At 38.7% G+C, this 19686-nt stretch carries 19 protein-coding genes, 1 pseudogene and 1 riboswitch; of the genes and pseudogenes, 10 read left to right on the plus strand and 10 right to left on the minus strand.

Annotated features, from left to right (window positions below; all coding sequences use genetic code 11):
* Nucleotides 1–167 precede the first annotated feature (167 nt).
* The 7 genes from adhE to ACFFHF_RS01915 form a co-directional block, all read right to left on the minus strand.
* Complete coding sequence (adhE, locus tag ACFFHF_RS01885; RefSeq protein WP_160549024.1) at nucleotides 168–2771, minus strand: bifunctional acetaldehyde-CoA/alcohol dehydrogenase; 2604 nt, start codon at nucleotides 2769–2771, stop codon at nucleotides 168–170.
* 110 nt (nucleotides 2772–2881) lie between these two features.
* On the minus strand, nucleotides 2882–3109 hold the full coding sequence (locus ACFFHF_RS01890) for a hypothetical protein (protein WP_160549025.1): 228 nt from the start codon (nucleotides 3107–3109) through the stop codon (nucleotides 2882–2884).
* A 278-nt stretch (nucleotides 3110–3387) separates the two neighbouring features.
* Nucleotides 3388–3822 carry a Dps family protein gene (locus ACFFHF_RS01895; RefSeq protein WP_377057493.1) on the minus strand — a complete coding sequence of 145 codons (435 nt, stop codon included), beginning with the start codon at nucleotides 3820–3822 and terminating at the stop codon, nucleotides 3388–3390.
* Nucleotides 3823–3981: 159 nt separating this feature from the next.
* Nucleotides 3982–5766, minus strand: a complete 1785-nt coding sequence (locus ACFFHF_RS01900) for an ABC transporter ATP-binding protein (protein ID WP_340901830.1) — start codon at nucleotides 5764–5766, stop codon at nucleotides 3982–3984.
* 218 nt (nucleotides 5767–5984) lie between these two features.
* Nucleotides 5985–6638 carry a hypothetical protein gene (locus ACFFHF_RS01905; protein WP_377057495.1) on the minus strand — a complete coding sequence of 218 codons (654 nt, stop codon included), beginning with the start codon at nucleotides 6636–6638 and terminating at the stop codon, nucleotides 5985–5987.
* Between the two features lie 212 nt (nucleotides 6639–6850).
* Nucleotides 6851–8029: a rod shape-determining protein RodA gene (gene rodA / locus ACFFHF_RS01910; RefSeq protein WP_377057496.1), complete on the minus strand. Its 1179-nt coding sequence runs from the start codon at nucleotides 8027–8029 to the stop codon at nucleotides 6851–6853.
* 155 nt (nucleotides 8030–8184) lie between these two features.
* Nucleotides 8185–8385 (minus strand): hypothetical protein, encoded by a 201-nt coding sequence (locus ACFFHF_RS01915; RefSeq protein WP_377057497.1) that lies wholly within the window; start codon nucleotides 8383–8385, stop codon nucleotides 8185–8187.
* Between the two features lie 211 nt (nucleotides 8386–8596).
* Between ACFFHF_RS01915 and ACFFHF_RS01920 the strand changes: the two are divergent.
* The 7 genes and pseudogenes from ACFFHF_RS01920 to ACFFHF_RS01950 form a co-directional block, all read left to right on the plus strand.
* Nucleotides 8597–9355: pseudogene (locus ACFFHF_RS01920) on the plus strand (spore germination protein); the annotation flags it as partial.
* A gap of 85 nt (nucleotides 9356–9440) precedes the next feature.
* On the plus strand, nucleotides 9441–9815 hold the full coding sequence (locus tag ACFFHF_RS01925) for a spore germination protein (RefSeq protein ID WP_377057498.1): 375 nt from the start codon (nucleotides 9441–9443) through the stop codon (nucleotides 9813–9815).
* Entirely contained in the window at nucleotides 9809–10168 is a 360-nt protein-coding gene (locus ACFFHF_RS01930) for a spore germination protein (protein WP_377057499.1), read from the plus strand. The genes ACFFHF_RS01925 and ACFFHF_RS01930 overlap by 7 nt, the downstream gene beginning before the upstream one ends.
* Nucleotides 10165–10662 carry a Ger(x)C family spore germination protein gene (locus tag ACFFHF_RS01935; protein WP_377057500.1) on the plus strand — a complete coding sequence of 166 codons (498 nt, stop codon included), beginning with the start codon at nucleotides 10165–10167 and terminating at the stop codon, nucleotides 10660–10662. The genes ACFFHF_RS01930 and ACFFHF_RS01935 overlap by 4 nt, the downstream gene beginning before the upstream one ends.
* 111 nt (nucleotides 10663–10773) lie before the next feature.
* Nucleotides 10774–11379, plus strand: a complete 606-nt coding sequence (locus tag ACFFHF_RS01940) for a Ger(x)C family spore germination C-terminal domain-containing protein (RefSeq protein WP_377057501.1) — start codon at nucleotides 10774–10776, stop codon at nucleotides 11377–11379.
* Nucleotides 11379–12116 carry a GerAB/ArcD/ProY family transporter gene (locus ACFFHF_RS01945; RefSeq protein WP_377057502.1) on the plus strand — a complete coding sequence of 246 codons (738 nt, stop codon included), beginning with the start codon at nucleotides 11379–11381 and terminating at the stop codon, nucleotides 12114–12116. The genes ACFFHF_RS01940 and ACFFHF_RS01945 overlap by 1 nt, the downstream gene beginning before the upstream one ends.
* Before the next feature lie 12 nt (nucleotides 12117–12128).
* A complete protein-coding gene (locus tag ACFFHF_RS01950; RefSeq protein ID WP_377057503.1) occupies nucleotides 12129–12494 on the plus strand; it encodes an SLC5/6 family protein in 366 nt (121 codons plus the stop codon).
* Nucleotides 12495–12527: 33 nt separating this feature from the next.
* Here ACFFHF_RS01950 and mgtE read toward each other — a convergent pair whose 3' ends face one another.
* On the minus strand, nucleotides 12528–13886 hold the full coding sequence (gene mgtE / locus ACFFHF_RS01955) for a magnesium transporter (protein WP_340901837.1): 1359 nt from the start codon (nucleotides 13884–13886) through the stop codon (nucleotides 12528–12530).
* 248 nt (nucleotides 13887–14134) lie between these two features.
* On the opposite strand from mgtE, the gene ACFFHF_RS01960 reads away from it, so the two are divergent.
* Nucleotides 14135–14899: a hypothetical protein gene (locus ACFFHF_RS01960; protein ID WP_377057504.1), complete on the plus strand. Its 765-nt coding sequence runs from the start codon at nucleotides 14135–14137 to the stop codon at nucleotides 14897–14899.
* Nucleotides 14900–14971: 72 nt separating this feature from the next.
* On the opposite strand, the gene ACFFHF_RS01965 is transcribed toward ACFFHF_RS01960, so the two are convergent.
* Together ACFFHF_RS01965 and ACFFHF_RS01970 are read right to left on the minus strand one after the other, a co-directional pair.
* The gene (locus ACFFHF_RS01965; RefSeq protein WP_377057505.1) at nucleotides 14972–16546 is read right to left on the minus strand and encodes an aminotransferase class V-fold PLP-dependent enzyme; all 1575 of its coding nucleotides are present in this window, start codon (nucleotides 16544–16546) and stop codon (nucleotides 14972–14974) included.
* 11 nt (nucleotides 16547–16557) lie between these two features.
* Nucleotides 16558–17115, minus strand: a complete 558-nt coding sequence (locus ACFFHF_RS01970) for a glycerol-3-phosphate acyltransferase (protein WP_377057506.1) — start codon at nucleotides 17113–17115, stop codon at nucleotides 16558–16560.
* A gap of 245 nt (nucleotides 17116–17360) precedes the next feature.
* Nucleotides 17361–17547: riboswitch (cobalamin riboswitch) on the plus strand.
* Between the two features lie 143 nt (nucleotides 17548–17690).
* On the opposite strand from ACFFHF_RS01970, the gene ACFFHF_RS01975 reads away from it, so the two are divergent.
* Nucleotides 17691–18662: an ABC transporter substrate-binding protein gene (locus ACFFHF_RS01975; protein WP_377057507.1), complete on the plus strand. Its 972-nt coding sequence runs from the start codon at nucleotides 17691–17693 to the stop codon at nucleotides 18660–18662.
* Nucleotides 18625–19686 carry a FecCD family ABC transporter permease gene (locus ACFFHF_RS01980; protein WP_377057508.1) on the plus strand — a complete coding sequence of 354 codons (1062 nt, stop codon included), beginning with the start codon at nucleotides 18625–18627 and terminating at the stop codon, nucleotides 19684–19686. The genes ACFFHF_RS01975 and ACFFHF_RS01980 overlap by 38 nt, the downstream gene beginning before the upstream one ends.

Genomic DNA, 19686 nt, shown 5'->3' on the forward strand with positions numbered 1-19686 from the left:
AAAGGAATAGTGGTTAGCGTTGCTAGCCAAAAAAGAGGGGACCGATTAGGTTCTCTCTTTTTCTATATAAAAAGAAAAATAACCCATCCCCGGGGAAAGGGATGGGTCGCTATTGATAATGGGAGATGGGGGAGTCTCTTAATGGAAAACACTTTTGTGTGTAACCGTTATACTCCTTTGAATGCTTCGCGATAAATGTCTGCTAATTCAGTTACTAGCGGTAATTTAGGGTTAGCCGTTGTACACTGATCTTCAAAGGCACGCTCAGCAAGGTAATCAACTTTTGCTTCAAATGCTTCTTTTGTTACTCCGTTAGCTTCAATACTCATAGGAATTTCTAGCTCTTTAGCCAGCTTGATAACGGCTTGGATTAAGCTTTCAACACCTTCTTCCGTTGTACGAGCAGGGAGACCTAATGTTCTTGCAATTTCAGCATAACGCTGGTCTGCAATAAAGTTCTCGTATTTAGGGAATGCAGCAAACTTTGTTGGTTTGGTTGCATTATAACGAATAACATGTGGCATTAAGATGGTGTTAGAACGTCCGTGAGCAATGTGGAATTCTGCACCAAGCTTATGTGCCAAGCTGTGGTTAATTCCAAGGAATGCGTTAGCAAATGCCATACCCGCAATCGTTGATGCATTATGCATTTTTTCACGTGCTACTGCGTCACTGCCATCGCGGAAAGCTCTTGGCAGGTATTCGAATACCAGTTGAATAGCTTTCATTGCTAATCCATCTGTATAGTCGTTAGCCATAATAGATACATAAGCTTCGAACGCGTGAGTTAATACGTCCATACCAGTATCAGCGGTAATGACCTTAGGAACCGTCATAACAAATTGTGGATCGATGATCGCTACATCTGGAGTTAACTCATAATCTGCTAATGGATACTTAATGTTGTTTACCTTGTCTGTGATAACAGAGAAAGATGTTACCTCAGAACCAGTTCCAGAAGTTGTTGGAATCGCAACAAACTGAGTTTTTTCACCTAACTTAGGATACTTAACAACACGCTTACGAATATCTAAGAATTTTTGTTTTAATCCAAAGAAGTCTGCATCTGGGTGTTCGTAGAATAACCACATACCTTTTGCAGCATCCATTGCAGAACCACCACCAAGTGCAATAATTACATCTGGTTGGAATGCTGCCATAGCTTCTGCACCAGCCATAACTGTGTCGATAGATGGATCTGGCTCAACGGCTGAAAATACTTCAACATGAACTAGATTTGGACGTTGACGAAGGTAACGAGTCACGATGTCAACATATCCTAGTTTTACCATTCCAGGGTCAGTAACGATAAATGCTCTTGAAACATTTGGCATTTTAGCTAGGTACTGAGTAGAATTTTTCTCGAAATAGATTTTAGGTGGAACCTTAAACCATTGCATATTATTATTCCTCTTCGCTAACTTTTTAATATTTACAAGATGGATCGCTCCTACGTTTTGAGATACAGAGTTTCCACCGAATGTACCGCAACCAAGTGTTAATGATGGCATAAATGCGTTATAGATGTCGCCAATTGCGCCTTGTGAAGAAGGAGCATTAACGATGATACGACCAGCCTTCATACGAAGTCCAAATTCCTTCATTACTTCTTCATTTGTTGAGTGAAGAACAGCTGAGTGACCAAGTCCACCGAATTCAAGCATTTCTTCAGCGCGTGTTAAACCTTCTTCCAAGCTGTTCACCTTGAAGCAAGCAAGAACTGGGCTTAGTTTTTCACGAGAAAGTGGAGATTCAGGTCCAACTGTCTTAAGTTCAGCAATAAGAATCTTTGTATCTTCAGGCACTTCTACTCCAGCAAGCTGTGCAATTTTAGCAGCAGGCATCCCTACGATCGTTGGGTTAACTGCACATGTATTTTCATTAATAACCAATGCCTCAACCTTTTTCTTTTCTGCATCGTTTAGGAAGTAGCACTTATTAGAAATTAGTTCTTTCTTCACTTCATTGTAGATTTCTTTATCAATAATAACCGCTTGTTCAGAAGCGCATATCATACCGTTGTCAAAAGTCTTAGATAGGATTAAGTCATTTACAGCACGCTTGATCTTTGCAGATTTTTCAATATAGCAAGGAACGTTACCGGCACCAACACCTAGAGCAGGCTTACCAGAGCTATAAGCTGATTTAACCATTCCAGGTCCACCCGTTGCTAAAATAAGTGAAATTCCAGGGTGCTTCATCAATGCTTGAGTAGCTGCTACAGATGGCTTTTCAACCCACTGAATACAGTTTTCAGGAGCACCAGCTTTAATCGCTGCATCGCGTACGACACGTGCGGCTTCACTGCTACATTTTTGTGCAGATGGATGGAAAGCAAAGATGATTGGGTTTCTTGTTTTGATAGCAATTAATGATTTGAACATTGTAGTTGATGTTGGATTTGTTACAGGTGTTACCCCAGCAACCACTCCAACTGGATCAGCGATTGTATAAACACCTTCATATTGGTTGTCATCGATAATTCCAACTGTTTTGTTATTTTTAATATTGTTGTAAACATATTCAGTTGCAAAAATATTTTTAATCATTTTATCTTCAAAAACTCCGCGGCCTGTTTCTTCTACCGCTAGTTTTGCTAAAGGCATATGTTGGTCAAGTCCAGCAAGAGCCATTTCCTTTACAATGCTATCAATCATTTCTTGTGTGAAACCTTGGAATTCCTTCAACGCTTTTTGACCTTTTGCAACTAACTCATCAATCATTTTTGCTACTTCTTGATTTTCAGTTAGCACTTTTTCTTCAACTGCCATGTTAAAGACCTCCGTTTAAACAATTTAGTTTGTGAAACATTTCACATTTGGTAGTAAAAAAATTTAACTTGATGTAGGGCAAGATGTATAGGTAAACGCCTAAATGGACGTTACGCGCAAACTGGATTTCTAGGGATCTTCTCGAAAGATATATCTGAAATATATTTAGAACAGCTCTTTACGATGACGACGTAGTTAACTGTCCAAATGAATGCAGGAAGGCTTTCATTTTCATTAAACATCATTGACTCGAATTCATCTCCGATAACTTCCTCAAAAACTTCTAGTGTGTAAGTCTCAGTGTCTGTAGAAAAGTTCTTCCATTCGCATACCATCATGTTTATCACCCCTAATGTTTTTCTTGAATTAAATATAACATACAAAAACAATAATAGTTTGTGAAATATTGAACAAAGTATGAACAATGATTTTATCTTTAAAACGATAAAAAATGACCGTAATTACAAGGATTATTAGTGAGAATGAAAAAAACACAATTATCATTTTGGAAACGCTTACAATATAAATGATATATTAATATAACTTTATTCGAATGAGGTTTTTGTTAAAAAAGAAAGTCAGCGACATTTGTCACTGACTTTCTCTTCTATTAATATTATTCTCCTAAGTAAGCAGTCAACATCCAAATATGTGTATCAAGTGACTCAATAAGTCCTGTTACCATATCGTTAGTAATGATGTCATGGTTTTCTTCAGCTAGATTAGCTAATGAAGAGAGTTCATCCTTAATTTGTTTGTAGTCTGCAACAAGAGCAGAAACCATTTCACTAGCTTTTGTTTCATTATTTGTCTCAATTAGAGTAGCTGTTTCTAAATATTCCTTCATAGTAGCTACTGGTTGTCCACCGATGGCTAATAATCGTTCTGCCAATTGATCAACTACTAAACCTGATTCATTATATAATTCCTCAAACTTGGCATGTAGGGTAAAGAATAAAGGACCTTTTACGTACCAATGGAAACGGTGAAGCTTCGTGTATAAAACATTCCAGTTTGCGATTTGTTGATTTAATTGAGCTTGTAATTCCATAATAAAATTCCTCCTCAGTTATCTTATAAATAAATTATAACATATATAATATTATAATCAATATTAAATTATAATAATTTTAAATAAAGGTTAAATAATCATCTAAAATAAAAAAAGTATAGAGAGATCAATCGACCTTTCTATACCTTCATTTAATAGTTAATTAGCCTCTAACTGTTTATTTAAGAAACTACGAAACATCCCTTTCTTATCGTTTGCTAACTGTATATATTCTCCTTTTTGTACAATTCTCCCTTTATCTAATACGATTACTTGATCAGCATTGTGGATAGTAGACAGGCGATGGGCAATGACAATGATGGTCATTTTTCCTTTCAGTCGTTCCAATGCCATTTGTATTTTTGATTCATTTTCAGTATCCAAGGAGCTAGTTGCTTCATCAAGAATTAGTATAGAAGGATTTCGTAATATAGCTCTGGCTAATACAATACGTTGTCTTTCTCCACCCGACAATCTTATTCCTCTATCACCGAGGGGGGTATCTAAGCCATTTGGAAGTTCTTTTACAAAATCTGCTGCAGCGGCAAATTCTAGTGCTGCCCACAAATGTTCCTCAGGTGCCGTTGGATTCATTAATAGAAGGTTTTGTCTAATACTTGCGTTAAAAAGGAAGGGGTCCTGTGGAACAAAGCTAATGGTTTTTCTTAAAGCGAGCACTGTATCATCTGTTAAAGAAACCCCGTCTATTAATAATTCACCAGTTTCCGGACGCTGTAATCCCATTAATATATCAACTAAAGTGCTTTTACCAGCCCCTGATTGTCCGACAATGGCGGTCATATGATTTGCTGGAATTTGTAGATTGATATTTTGAAGTGCATAGGACGTATTGTCTCCATTGTATTTAAAGCATACGTTTTTACATTCAATCATTCTATTCATATACAGGATCTCTTCATTATCATCTGATACTTCAATCAATTGTTTTGTTTCATTTTGTAAAGATAATAACACTTTAAATGCTGGAATTGTTAATGCTAATTGCTGTAAATTTGACTGTATGGTAACAAAACGGGGCCATAATCTAGAAAAGATAATAATGACAATTAATAATTTCTCTGGTTGAGTATAGAACAAATTAGCAGAAAAAAAGATAAAACAAGAAAGAATTAATGCGAAAGCGGTTTTGTAAGACAACTGAGAGCTAGTCTGTAACTCAACAAATCTCACTTGTTCATCAAGCATTTTTATATTTAGCGATTGTAACCACGTCATCCGCGATTTTTCAAGTCGGTTCGTTTTAATGTCTTTTAAACCATTTAGATGATCAGTTATACCTGCTAGATAGGCTCTTGAAATATCAGTTGATTCTTTCCCGAGATTTTTTGCTTGACGGACAAATTTCCATGAAAAAAATGCAAGACCTAACCCACAAACTAGAACAAGGCTCGCTATTTGAGGAGAGAGCCAAAAAGCAATTCCAATTTGAATCAATGTAAATATAAAGTTTGTAATAAACTGCATAAACATTTTAATTCCAGTACTAACTCGATTGATATCTTTTGTTAAAGAATTTATTAAATTGGATTTTCTCGTCCTTATAATAAATTCCCACTTAACATGTAATAAACTCTGATAGATTTCTTCTTTCAGGTGATTGATAAAGCCCTGATGAATCTTAATGTCACGAATGGATAGGTTTCTCTGTATGAGGTTTTGTCCAAATACCAATATAACGTAAAATCCTAGTATAAACGGTAAACCAATCCCAGTAGGAAGATCCTTCAACAAATCTGAAAACATCCACATCCAAGAAGCCTCATTAGCTGAGTTAATAATTCCACTTATGCTTAGGATCGGAATCAATAATAGAATAGCTACTCCATCAAGAAAACTCACTACTACCATTCCAAGGAAATTGATATACATAATGTTTCCGGTGTATTGATACAATTGTTTAAAATAATACATGAATTCTTTCACTTAAGATCCTCCGTTAGTTTTCCTTTAATAAATACCAGTAAGGTAGGAAAAGTTTTAATGGTTAAATGGAGAGGGGCTATTGAGGGGAATTTTCTGAAGGTAATAAAAAGAAGGTTATACAGAGTCTTTCAATTTTTATTAAGAGTGTTTGATCTTCACCATGTAGTTGGATTATAAGGGACTTTATTAGCCCTTATAATCCCAAATAACATAGTTTTTTAATTTCCGTTTCTACCGTTGCCGTTGCCGTTGCCATTGCCGTTGCCGTTGCCATTGCCGTTGCCGTTGCCATTGCCGTTGCCATTGCCGTTGCCATTGCCGTTGCCATTGTCATTGCCATTGCCGTTGTCATCAACATCGCCGTGTCGATCGCTATTATCATTGTTGTCATTTTCATTGCCATTACCATTTGTATCACTGCCACCAACAATATTAACGTCACTTGAACTTACAAAATTCTCTCCACTAATTTTTCCACTGAGATAACCAATTTTATCTTCAGGATCTAAGTTAGTTTGTTGGAATGGAAAGTGATAGACTCTATCAGCATATCCGTCCCCATTAATATCCTTTAATTCACCAAAATGAGAAGGTGCTGCTCCATCGGTTGATGTATCTCCAAACCGAACAGTACTATTATCAATTTTTGAGACATCAAAGTTTGCTGAACCAAATACTGCTACTGGAATTTTTCCGTTTGAATTTGCCCCATAGCTGCTTGGATCACTACCAGGTTTAATATCAATTATTGGATAGTTAGATTCACCTGGATCTGTTGGTTCTGGTTCATCGGTGGGGCCGCTTATTAAAGTCTCAAATTTAATCGCTTGATGACTAATTACCTTCGGACTCGTATACATTTTTTTAGTCATATTATATACACCTCTTCATTTATGTAATAAATAGTTCTTAAAAAAGAACAGAAAGACATCGATTGATACTATTCTTCAGTTGTAATTGCTATCCATCCTATTATACTACCAGAAACGTTCGTTTTAAAGAAAATAATTTCGACAAAATACTAGAAAATTGCTTAATAACCCGTTCCTTTCAAAGAACGGGTTATTAGTATTAGGATTCCTGATCATTGCTTTCCTTCAGATCCAAACATATAGTTTTTTTTATGATAATGAATACTGAAAATTAATCCCATCGCAAACATATTCCCCATGAGAGAGCTTCCACCATAACTGACGAAAGGAAGGGGGATTCCCGTAATGGGGAGAACTTGAATGGTCATTCCAACATTTTGAAAAACGTGGAAGGTAATCATTGAAATGACTCCTGCGCAAATATAGGTGTTAAAGGGATCATTTGCATCTAAGGCAGTCTTTGTTAAATGATAGATTAGTATAAAGAAAAGACCAATAACGATGCTTGCTCCTACAAATCCATATTCCTCACCGATCACACTGAAAATAAAGTCGGTATGACTTTCGGGTATGTAAACCTGTCTTTCCCCAAAACCCTTACCAGTTAATAGCCCGGAACCGATAGCCCTTAAGGAATTATAAAGATGATATCCTGCTCCTGCTTGGTGGTTGTCGGGGTCAATCCAGGAGTAGATTCTATTAAACTGGTATGTTTGAACGTTTAGGTATTTTACTAGTACTTCTGGAGCCCAAACAACGTAGTATATAATGGTTGCTCCAAGTAGTGAGCCAAGTCCATAAATGGCCAGAATAATCTTCCATGTAATTCCTGATACGAAAATAAGTCCGGTGAATATTGCTACAATAACAAGACTTGTTCCTAAATCAGGTTGTTTCATGATTAATGCTAATGGAAGAGCTGTAGATAAGTTCATTTTAGTGAAAAGCCAAACGTCCGTTTTAAAAGTTTTCTTTATGTATTTTTCATGATGAGAGGTTATGACCTTACTAAGGGAAAGTATGAGAAAGGCTTTCATAAATTCCGAAGGCTGTATCGTACCAAAACCCGGAATTTGAAACCAGCTATGTGCTCCATTTCTTTCGGGTGCAATGCTTTCAGGTGCGATAATAAGAGCAAAAAGCAGGAATATGCCGAACCCGTATAGATACCAGGAAAGCTTTTTATATTGATCGCTATCAAAAAACATAACGACTGCAACAATGATAATTCCTACCACATACCAAAAGATTTGCCTTATAAAATAGTTCTCATTGTACTGTCCTGTTGTTTGAGCACTATAGATAGATAAGCAGCTTACTAGAAACAATAAAAACAAAATAAGACTTAAGGTCCAATCAAACTTTTCTGATGGTTTTTTAACAACTTCCATTCTTCTGCACCTAATTCCCTGTTCTATTTACAATTTTATCCTATCAAACAAAAATTCCTCATTCAATATATGTAGAAAATATATTAATCATTCATAGCTTCGTTGTCATATAAAAAGACGAACAAGACTAGGGTTTAGTTTCAGTTTGGGAGAAATTAAGTGCTCTTTGAACTGGTTCCTTTTTCCTTATTCTTCATTCTTTTCTTTATCAATTTGGTAATCGGAGTTCCGTTCATGATCATCCAGATAAAGACGGGGGCAAGAAGATTTAATATCATAATGATGACAACGAATGTCCAAATCGCCCATTCAGCATTAAAGATATAACGATAGACCCAAGTGCTATAAAACTCCATAAAAAAATCCGCCTTTCTCATTTCCTAGTTGGCTACATGTTTACCAAACCCTTTAGGAAATAAACTAAATTCTGACTAGAATCTGTTTTTGTTGGAAAAATAAAGAAAGGGTTATGAACGTGGAAATAATTATTTTAGGAGTTTTCAATTTATGACTGCAGTGGAAGAGAAGGATCATTTTTTTAGAGATTTGCAAGATAATGAGAATTTGATGACTGAGATCTTGGGAAGCAGTGTGGATCTAGTCAAACGACGGATTACCTTTCATGAGCATAAAAATGTTCAAGCGATTTGTTATTACACGGATGGATTGGTTGATGTCATACAAATAGAACTGTTTATTAGTGACCTACTTTATAAAGGAAATTGGTTACTGCAACATACAACATTACCAACGGGTCCTCCATTAACCTTGCTGAAGGAACATATGCTTACAAATGCCTCTTTTCAGGTCGTCAAAGAGGTTAGTCAAGCGGTGGATGGAATTTTATCCGGAGTCGCAGTCCTCATTCTTGATGGAAGCGATGAAGTGTTCGTAATACAAACAAAAGGCTGGGAAAAAAGAGGTGTAGATGAACCGCAGACTGAGCAAGTGGTTCGTGGGCCAAGAGATGGTTTTACAGAGAGTATTCGAACCAATACGGCACTTGTACGACGTAGAATTAGAGATCCCAAGCTTCGAATTGAGCAAATGAATATCGGGAAGCGCTCAAAGACAGATGTCAATATTGCCTATATAGAAGACATCGTGAAGGAAGGTTTGGTTGAGGAGGTAAAGAAAAGGTTACGGGATATAAAAATCGATGCCATTTTAGAAAGCGGATATATCGAAGAATTAATTGAAGATGCCCCTCGATCTCCATTTACTACCGTACAAAGTACAGAAAGACCGGATAAAGTAGCATCGTCGATACTTGAAGGAAGAGTGGCTATTTTTGTTGACAATACCCCTTTTGTATTGGTAGTCCCCAGTTTCTTTTGGCAGTTTTTACAGGCAAGTGATGACTATTATTCAAGATTTATGACGGGTAGTTTTTTTTCGTGCGATACGATATTTGGCCTTTGTACTGAGCTTAACTCTTACCTCTATTTATGTGATGCTCGTAAGCTTTCATCAAGAAATGATTCCTACCCAATTGATCCTAACGATTGCCTCCGGACGCGAGGTTGTTCCTTTTCCGGTTTTACTAGAAGCGTTATTGATGGAAATCTCCTTTGAATTGATGAGGGAAGCAGGGCTTCGGATGCCTAAGCCTGTTGGTCAAGCTGTTAGTATTGTGGGATCACTTGTCATTGGTCAAGCCGCTGTTCAAGCTGGGATCGTGTCTCCGTTTATGGTGATTATCGTTGCCTTAACGGGTATTGCGTCGTTTGCCATTCCAATTATGCGGCATCATTCTCGATTCGTCTCATTCGTTTTCCTTTGCTAATAGCAGCTGGGACACTTGGATTGCTTGGTTTTTCTGCGATGTTTACCTTATTAGTGATTCATGCTCTTACTCTTCGCTCCTTTGGGGAGTCCTACTTAGCACCGGCCACGCCTTTCCAACCGAATGATCAGAAGGATTCGATTATTCGCTTTCCTTGGTGGAAAATGCAGACGAGGCCAGTTGGGGTTACTGGGGATGAGAAGCGTGTAGGAGATCATCAATTTCCAGAACCACCTAATACAGATCCTTATTCTAAAGAAGGAGGTAAGGGTAAAGAAGAAGAACAAAAAGATGGATCACGGAGGAAGAAAGCCCGTCGTATCATCAAGCTTAAGGGGGAGGATGAAGAATGAAAAGACACTTAAAGTGGTCTCTTTTATTAATACTAATTCTCCTATTATCGGGCTGTGCAGGGAAGAGAGAGCTAAATGACCTAGCCTTGGTGATGGCTGTAGGTATCGATAAAGGCGAGGGAGAGAACGCCTTTAAAGTGACGGCACAGATAGCCAGACCAGCAGATGCTAGGGGACAGACTGGTGCTCCTTCTGGGCAGACAGGAGAGCCTATTCTCACCATTGTGGGACAAGGTGAGTCTTTGTTTGATGCGATTCGTGATTTGTCTTCCTTTACCACAAGAAATGTTTTTTGGGCCCACAATCAAGTCATTGTTATCAATGAGGATTTGGCCAAGGAAGGAATTGCACAGGTGATTGATTTTTTTACTAGAAACTCAGAGCTTCGGATGAGAACTTGGGTTGTTATTACACCAGAAAAGGCTAGCACCTTAGTATCCACCGTTACGGGGTTGGAGCTCATACCGGGGGAGGCATTAAATAAACTTTTTTGATATGGGGAAATTTCTAATGTCGCTCCAAATTCACAAATCATGGATGTTCAGGCGGCCTACTTAAGTCAAAGCTCACAACCGATCATCGCTAGAGTTTCCTTAAAGGAAGTGATGGTCTCTAACAAAAAACCAGAAAAGGGACCTACGATCAAACAAGTGGATTTGGCCGGTGCCGGAGTCTTTCAGGAAGATCGTTTGGTTGGAGTGTTAAAACCAGAAGAAACAAGGGCATTAATGCTTTTTACAGAAAGATTAAAGTCTGGTGTTGTTACCACCCCATGTAAAAGTAAACCTGAACGAACCGTAAGTGTTGAGCTTAGGGATCAGATGTTTCAGGTGACTCCTCATTTTAAAGGTAGCCAAATAAGTTTTACTGCTGAGTATGATGCTTTTGCTATGGTGGTTGAAGCGGGTTGTCCATTTTCTATCGATGATCAAGAGCAAGTAACAAAATTAGAACAAGCGGTTGAGAAAAAACTGAAAAAGGAAATTGATACGACTATCAATAAAGTGCAAAAGGAGTATAAAACAGATGTCTTCGAGCTCGGGAAAGTGTTTCACAATGAGTATCCTGGGTACTGGAAGCAAATTGCGGATGATTGGGAGGAAGTATTCCCAACGGTAGATATCAAAGTCTCTGTAAATGTGGAGGTAAAGGATTCCGTCTTATTATGGGAGGAAACGAACTCCGGTAAAAAGGAGAATAGTGCAAACTAATGAAGGTACAAATCTCAAATGGTATGTTTATGGCATTAATTATCAATATGATCTATGCAAAGGCAATTGGTGTGACGCAAGGATCGATGGCTAGAGAAGTAGGTGGGGATATATGGATTTCAACCCTGATTGCCACCATCCAAGGTGGAGTGATTATGTTCTTGGTTATCTTAGTCATCCGTCGAATGCTTGAGGGTGACTTAATTGACCAAGCGGCGAGGTTACTTGGCAAATGGTTTGGGAAATTTGTTGCGCTGATCACCTTTTTATTTTTCCTAGCTGCTTACGGGCCAGTTATGTCAACCTTTGTTTTTCACTTAAAGGATTATTTCCTGCCAGAGGCACCAATCCTATTGTTTATCATTGCAGCTTCTTTATTAGGTACATATGCTATTTACTTTGGAGTAGAGGTTATAGCTAGGATGGCTTTAATCGGTGTGTTTTCGATTATTGCTTTAAATATTTTGCTCATGTTTGGCTCATTATCAGAATTCGATATTAGGGAATTACGTCCCACTTTTCAAATGGGCTTTTTGAGGACCGTTTGGGCAAGTAGACATCATAATACGGACTGGGCTATGGCTACAATTATGGCGGGAATTATTTTACCAATGGTGGCCGATAAGAAAACTTGGGGGAAAATGGGGTTTGCTGGAATTGGGTACGGAATGGTATTCATTATCATGTGGCCGATTCTAGAGGCAGGCGTTCTTTCTCCTGAGACAGCTGCGCAGTAAATTGTTTCTTGTATGCAGATGGCTAGAAGTGCACAAATTGGTTATTTTGTTCATCGCTATGAAATGATTATGATTGCTTTCTTTGCGTTATCCATCCTTACTCAGATTATGATGAGCTTGTTATGTGCTTCGGTTGCTATGCAAAAGATGCTTGGTCTAAAGGATTATCGGAAAGTCATTATTCCTACTGCTATCATTCTCAGCTCATTTGGTTATTGGATTAACTTTGATAAAAATCGTGCGGTTGATTTTTTAGAGGGCTGGTGGGTGTATATTAGCATAGGGGTTGCTGTAGGCTTACCTTTTTTAATTCTTGTAATGGGCTTTCTTTTTAAAAAGAAGCTGAAAAAGGAAATCGTAGCGGAAGAGGTAAAATAAAAAGCACGAAGCGCTCTATGACTTCGTGCCTCTTTACTGTATATGGTGTAAGAAAAGTGTAGCAATCCCAAAATAGGTTAAGAGTGAAAAAATATCATTTAGTGTTGTAATAAGTGGTCCAGAAGCAATGGCTGGATCAATTTGTAGTCGATAAAGGATCAATGGAATCACTGTTCCTGCTAAGGTACCGATAATAAGGGTAAGAAGCAAGGACATACCAACAACAAGGCCAATCATTAAATTGCCCTGCCATATAAAGGCGATAAGCGAAATAAGGATGCCACAGGTAATTCCAATAATGACACCAACGCCTAGTTCCCTCAGGACGAGTTTTGTGATGACGCGTTTGTTAATGTCGTTAGAGACAAGTCCACGAACGACCACAGCTAAAGATTGTGTACCGGTATTTCCAGTCATTCCGGATATCATAGGAATGAAGAAGGCGAGTGCGACAATTTCTTTAAGTGTTTCTTGATACGTACTTATGATGCTTCCAGATAAAATGCCGATTAGTAATAGAAGGATGAGCCATGGGAGTCTTCTATACGCAGCCACATAGGCCCTAGTTTCAAAATCAATGGATTTACCTGAAGCGGAAAGTTTTTCGATATCTTCGTTCGCTTCTTGAATGACAACATCAATAATATCATCTACGGTAATAATACCCATAAGTACATTTTCTTCGTTTACAGCAGGGATGGCCATAAAGTCATAACGTTGAATAAGCATGGCCACTTCTTCTTGGTCTGTATCGACGGAAACAGAGATGACCCGTTCGTACATAATATTGCGAACAACTGCATCAGCTTCTGCCATTAAAATATCACGGTAGGAAACAACGCCAACTAATTTACGGTATTGGTCGATTACGTACAGATAATTAATGGTTTCCGCGTAGTCGGTAAATGATTTGAGCTTGGTTACCGCTTCCTTGACGGTATAGTAATCTCTTATCCATACAAAGCGGTTCGTCATCAATCGCCCAGCAGTTTCAGGAGGATAATTCATGATATCTTGAACGGCCTTGGATTCTTCTTTTTTCATTCCAGATAAGAGTTGGGTTATTTTTTCAGGTGACAGGTCATCAAGCAATGAGGCGAGGTCATCGTTATCCATTTCATCGAGGACTTCCCCTGAACGTTCAATACCTAGTCGATTTAGAACATCGAGCTGTTCGGTTTTGCTTAATTCCTCGATGAGGTCTGCAAGCATGTCTATATTTAGGTACAATAAAAATCTCTTTTTGTGTTTTTCGGGCAACTCCCCATATATTCTTGCGACATCATAAGGCTGAAGCTCATCCAATATCGCGTCAAATTCTTTTCGTTTGGATTCTTTTAACGCTTTAATAATGTATAAAGTAATTTGATTGTCTGGCATATTTGTAATCATACGTATCACCTCTTTGGTGGGGGAAGTTCATTTTACCAACATGCTAATTATAGAGAAAAACAAGTTATTTTAAAATGGATGTTTAATAAAAGTTTGTGAATTGTAAAGATTGTGCTTGAATTATATAGTGCTTATACAATAGTATAGTTTTATTTAGAAGAACAGTGCGGGAAATTAATCGAAACTTTTTTATACGTTCATTCGTCATAAGTAAGGGAGATATTACTATTATTGTGGAGGTTTACTAGGTGAAAAAAAGCAATCAGGAGAAACGCGATCTTCTCTACATATTCCTTAATGAAGGTGAACAATATGTTCTGACACACGGGATTGAATTTAAAGAGTTTGCTCGGTCTCTTTCCGATTCTTTGAATCATCTTTTGTTGATTAAACATGCTTACGAATCGGGAGAGTTTAATCGTCACACATTACTAGAATACGTCCCTAAAGAGAAATTGCATCGGCTTATGGGTGACGATGTACATGGGTATGGAGATTTTTGCTGGGTGGATTTCGAGGAGCTTGAAGGAGTAAATGCCTTATCAGGCGAGGAGATTGCCGAGTTACTTTATATGGGGCATATGAAGGAGCAACTAAAGCAGCCATTTAACCGACATCTGAGAAATAGATATGGTTATTTTGCTCACGATGATGGATGGTGGAATAAGGTTTATTACCGGACATTAACCGATTTTTATCGGCTTCTATCTGATCTCGTGCCTGAGAAGTTAAATGAGTTCAAACCAGAAAAGGGAATTTTGGGGTTGAAAAAAAGGAGGGAGTACCCTCCGATGGATATCGATATATCTCTTTCGTTAAAACCATTGATGAAAGAGGGAATCTTATTATCTTTTAAAGATGCGGTACAAAGTAGAACGAAGATTGAAGTACCTATTTGGGTCATTGGCGACTACATGAATATGGATGATATGTTCGAGGAGTACGAAAAACTGTCTAAAACCAAATTCGACGCAACCCTCACATTCGACAAAAAAACAAAGCAATGGCAGTAAAAACGGTGTCAGACACCCTTCGTGGACAAATTGGGTTGATTTGTCCGCGTGGGGTGGACACTCGTGGTTTTATTATGATTGATAGTATGTAACTAGTTCTTTAAACTGGGATAGCATGCGCTGTGTCTCTTTCTCCTCAATATTGCTAATAGGAGAGATTTGAACCCAGTTATTATTTTTCAGATACGCACTTTCGTAGTGTAGTAAATAGCCATTCATCTCCATATCCTCTCCGATAAAGGTTGAGGGTATTTTTGATGGAAATGGAATCGTCATAATGGCCGGACAGGAATGCTCTAACTTAGATAGAACAGGAATGCCATGAGATTCGAGAAACTCGCGAATGTATAAATATTGACGAACAATTCTTTCGAAAGGTTGGTCCTCTTCATAGATTTCAAGTGCTTGGTGAAGAGCGGAAATAAGATTAGATGAATGGGTAAAGGGGACTCCGTCGTTCTCAATATACCCTCCGAGATCCAGATAGCTTGGAATTGTTTCATCTTTTTTTATGTAATGCTGGTGAAACACAATGGAAAGACCTGAATACGAGCCTAGTGCTTTCCCACTAACTCCTGAGGCAAGATAGATATTTGAGAGATTCACAGGGCTAGCTCCTATGGAACTAATAGCATCAAGGCAGATTTTTATATCTTTTTCCGTGCATGCCTCCCTCATATCAGCCAGAGAGTTGAGAACTCCAGTCGATGTTTCGCAATGGGTAAACCAGATCCACTCAGGGTTATGCTTTTGGATAACCTCCTTTATTTCTTTCAAAGTAAATGATGTTCCCCACGGTATTTCATAACTTTCAAAAGATAAGCCAGCACGGATGGCGTGACCTTGCAGTCGCTTTCCAAACTCCCCGTTAATAAAAATGACTCCATTCGAAAGTTTTTTCAACTGCATGGCGATGACTTCATTCGCAAGCGTTCCAGATCCAAGAAGAAGCTGGCAATTGGCAGCTTTGGTTAACCTCAAAAGCTTTTCCTTTACAGAATTAAATAATGTTAGAAAGGCTTTAGAGCGATGAGAGATGGGTGGACTCATAAGCGCTTTGGTCACATCATCTGCTACCATAATGGGTCCGGGTATAAACCGTCTAGAAGAAATCCCTATGCGTGAAGAGACTTGTTTTTCAAAGGTGTCTCTAGTGATATACATCGGATGAAATTGTGCCTCTTCTGTTCCAACTGGATCATGAAACACGGTGAAGCCGAGTTGTGTGTACAGCTTTGTTTGTCTGGTCGTTCCTGAGATAACGGCTGCGTCGTACCCTTGCTTGATACAGTAGTTGGCTAATAATTGGGAAAGGCCTAGAAACACTCTTCCGTTCCGATTTTTTGCATCAACTGCGAGGAGGCGGATTTCGCATAAAAGATGAGCTTGAAAGGGAAGATGATCTTCTACTGGACCAATTTTTTTATCAATGGAAAAAGGTCGCTTGTCTCGAACCGCAATCATTCCAATGAGCTGTTTGTTTTTTAAGCAAATGAGGTACGTATTTTCTGCATGAAAAGGGTCAACTCTTCTTTCTGTATCAGACTTTGGATGCTGTGGGATCTCTTCGACAAAGGTACGATAATTTAGCTTATGAATTTGCTCCATTTCTTCTTCGCTTCTTGCAATTTTAAAAAGCAAGCCCATTTGGTTTCCCCCTAGTCTTTTTCTTTTATATTTGTTCGATGAGCAAAAAGAATCGTAATTATGGTGAGTGCAATTATGCCGACGCCGGTGTATGTATAAGACTCAATAAAGAAATAGATTGGAAGAATGCATAGGCTTAGCAGACCAGAAATCGTAAAGCTGCGAAAAAAGGGATAGGTGATGGCGAAGCTAACGAGTATGACCACGATTACGGTCGGTTCAAAAGCAATGATTCCTCCGAGAAAGCTAGAGATTCCTTTTCCGCCCTGAAAGGAAAGGGTGATGGGCCAAATATGTCCTACAAGGACAAATAGAAACCCCGCTAATTGAATCTCCTCTGAAAAGCCTAACATTCTGCCAAGAAAGATAGCTGCTGCTCCTTTAGACGCATCTCCTAAAAAGGTAGCGAGAAAGGCCGTCTTATTTAAACTTCGCCCGATATTACGAGCACCCACGTTTCCACTGCCGACCTTCCGAATATCCATCTTCCCAAACAGTCTTCCAATAATGTATCCAAACATGATGCATCCAATGAAGTAGGATAAGAAGAAATAAACCACTACTACCATAGACATGACCTCCGCGCTATGTTGTATATATTCCATATTATGCTAAGGAAAACCTCTTCACAATAAGAAGTTACTGTCCGCCCCAGAAGGACAAAGCCGCAAAAAGTGTCCACGAGTGGTGTCAGACACCCTCCGTGGACATTTTGGCCATTTTTGTCCACGAAGGGTGTCTGACACCTTTTTGTTAAAAAGGGTTGCGTTTTTGGGGTTTGGTTGGTGTATAATCAGACGTAGCAGAAAATTTCATAATTCGACTAGTAGTAGGTGTCTTCATTATTGAAGACTTAAAAAGGAAGTTGGTGAAATTCCAACGCGGTCCCGCCACTGTAAATGGGAGCAAGCTGCAAGTATACCACTGTACATTATATGTATGGGAAGGTGTAGCAAGCAATGACCATAAGCCAGGAAACTCGCCTATTGCTATACACCGAATTTCCTACGAGGATAGGAGTGGTGTGGCAGACCCTTACCTATTATTTTATTTCTAATCAGTGTAAAACGTCTATCATACCAACATCTTCCTGCCTTTGTAGGAAGATGTTTTTTATTTTTTACATTATACAGGGGGAAAGAACATGCGCCAAAAGTTTTACGCACTATTTGCATTACTCGTACTATCACTAGGGATTCTTGCTGGTTGTGGGAGCACAACGGAAAACACAGAAGAAAACCAAAACACAGAAGGCCAAACGGAACAAACGGAAAAAGCGGCCTTTCCAGTTACGATCAAAGATGCATTAGATAATGAAGTTGTAATAGAGGAAGAACCAGCATCAATCATTTCTCTAATTCCTAGTAACACGGAAATTATTTACGAATTGGGATTAGGAGATAAAGTTGTCGGGTTAACAACAAATGATACGTACCCAGAAGAAACAGCAGAGGTTGAAAAAGTAGGAGATTTCAATGTAGATATTGAAAAAGTTATTGCACTTAATCCAGATTTAGTGTTAGCACACGAATCTTCAGCAGCCTCTTCTGAAGCTGGTTTTCAGCAAATGAGGGATGCAGGTATCAAGGTGTTCATCGTAAATGATGCCGTTAATTTTGTAGATGTCTACGATACAATTGGTATAATCGGTCAACTGACAGGAACAACAGAAGAAGCAGAAGCGTTAACTGCTGACATGAAAGCTAAAATTGAAGAAATTAAAGAAAAAGCAGCTACAGTGACAGAAAAGAAAAAGGTATATATTGAAATATCTCCAGCTCCAGATATCTATTCAGTTGGTAAAAACACATTCATGGATGTCATGCTACAAACCATAAATGCAGAAAATGCTACGGGAGATCTTGAGGGCTGGCCAAGCATTGACCAAGAATCTATCCTTGAACGTAATCCCGATGTCATTATTGCTACTTATAATTACATTGAAGACCCTGTAGGTCAGCTAATGGCAAGAGAAGGTTGGGCGGATGTAAGTGCGATCAAAAATAAGCAGGTGGTTGATGTTAATCCAGATCTTGTTAACAGACCAGGTCCAAGGGTCGTTGAAGGGGTAGAGGAACTTGCAAAAGCCGTATATCCGGAAGTATTTAATAACTAATCGACTAGCAGCCTACACCATGGGAGCCTCGTTTCTCCTGTTGGCTATTGTATTAGGTATTTCACTAGGAACCGTGAAAGTTCCGATCTTAAGTACGATTCAAATTTTACTTGCACAACTGTTTCCATTTGTTTCACTAGATGGAGTTGACCAAATGCATGTAAACATTGTATCGAATATCCGTCTGCCAAGAGTTATCTTAGCAGGACTTGTTGGAGCAGCTCTAGCGATTGCTGGAGCTGCCTTTCAAGGTTTACTCAGAAATCCACTGGCAGACCCCTATACATTAGGCGTATCCTCAGGTGCTTCGGTTGGAGCAGTTGTTACCTTGTTTTTTCAACTGTCACTTCCAGTCATTGGGGCATTCACCCTTCCTGTTCTCAGTATTTTGTTCTCTTTTATCACTATTTTCCTCGTATTAGGTTTTGCACAAAAAATAGAGCGATCGATGCGAGTGGAGACGATTATCTTAACAGGAATCATTTTTAGCTCCTTTCTTGGAGCCCTTATCTCATTAATGATTGCTTTAACAGGTGAGGAGTTACGTCAAATTATTGGATGGTTACTAGGTAGCGTTTCTATGAGAGGATGGGTATACATAAAAATTATTCTCCCATTCTTCCTAATAGGGTCAGCCATCTTGATTTTTAACGGTAAAGAATTAAATGCTATGTCGTTTGGAGAGGAAAGAGCCCATCATCTGGGAGTAAATGTCCAACGAAGAAAGCATATCATCTTGATGGCGGGGTCCATGTTAACAGGAAGTGCAGTAGCGGTTTCAGGTACGATTGGTTTTGTTGGATTGGTGATTCCACATTTAGCAAGAATGCTTTGGGGACCAGATCATAAACATCTCCTCCCGTTATCGATTCTTACAGGCAGTGCCTTTTTAATATTAGCGGACTTAGTATCAAGGACGATCATTGCTCCTATTGAGCTTCCCATTGGGGTGATCACCGCTCTGGTCGGAGCACCTGTCTTTGCGGTCATCCTACTTAAAACAAGAGCAGAAAGAAGTGGTTAA

It is taken from the genome of Robertmurraya beringensis (genome assembly GCF_042433785.1).
In the GTDB taxonomy this organism is placed as follows: Bacteria; Bacillota; Bacilli; order Bacillales; family Cytobacillaceae; genus Robertmurraya_A; species Robertmurraya_A beringensis.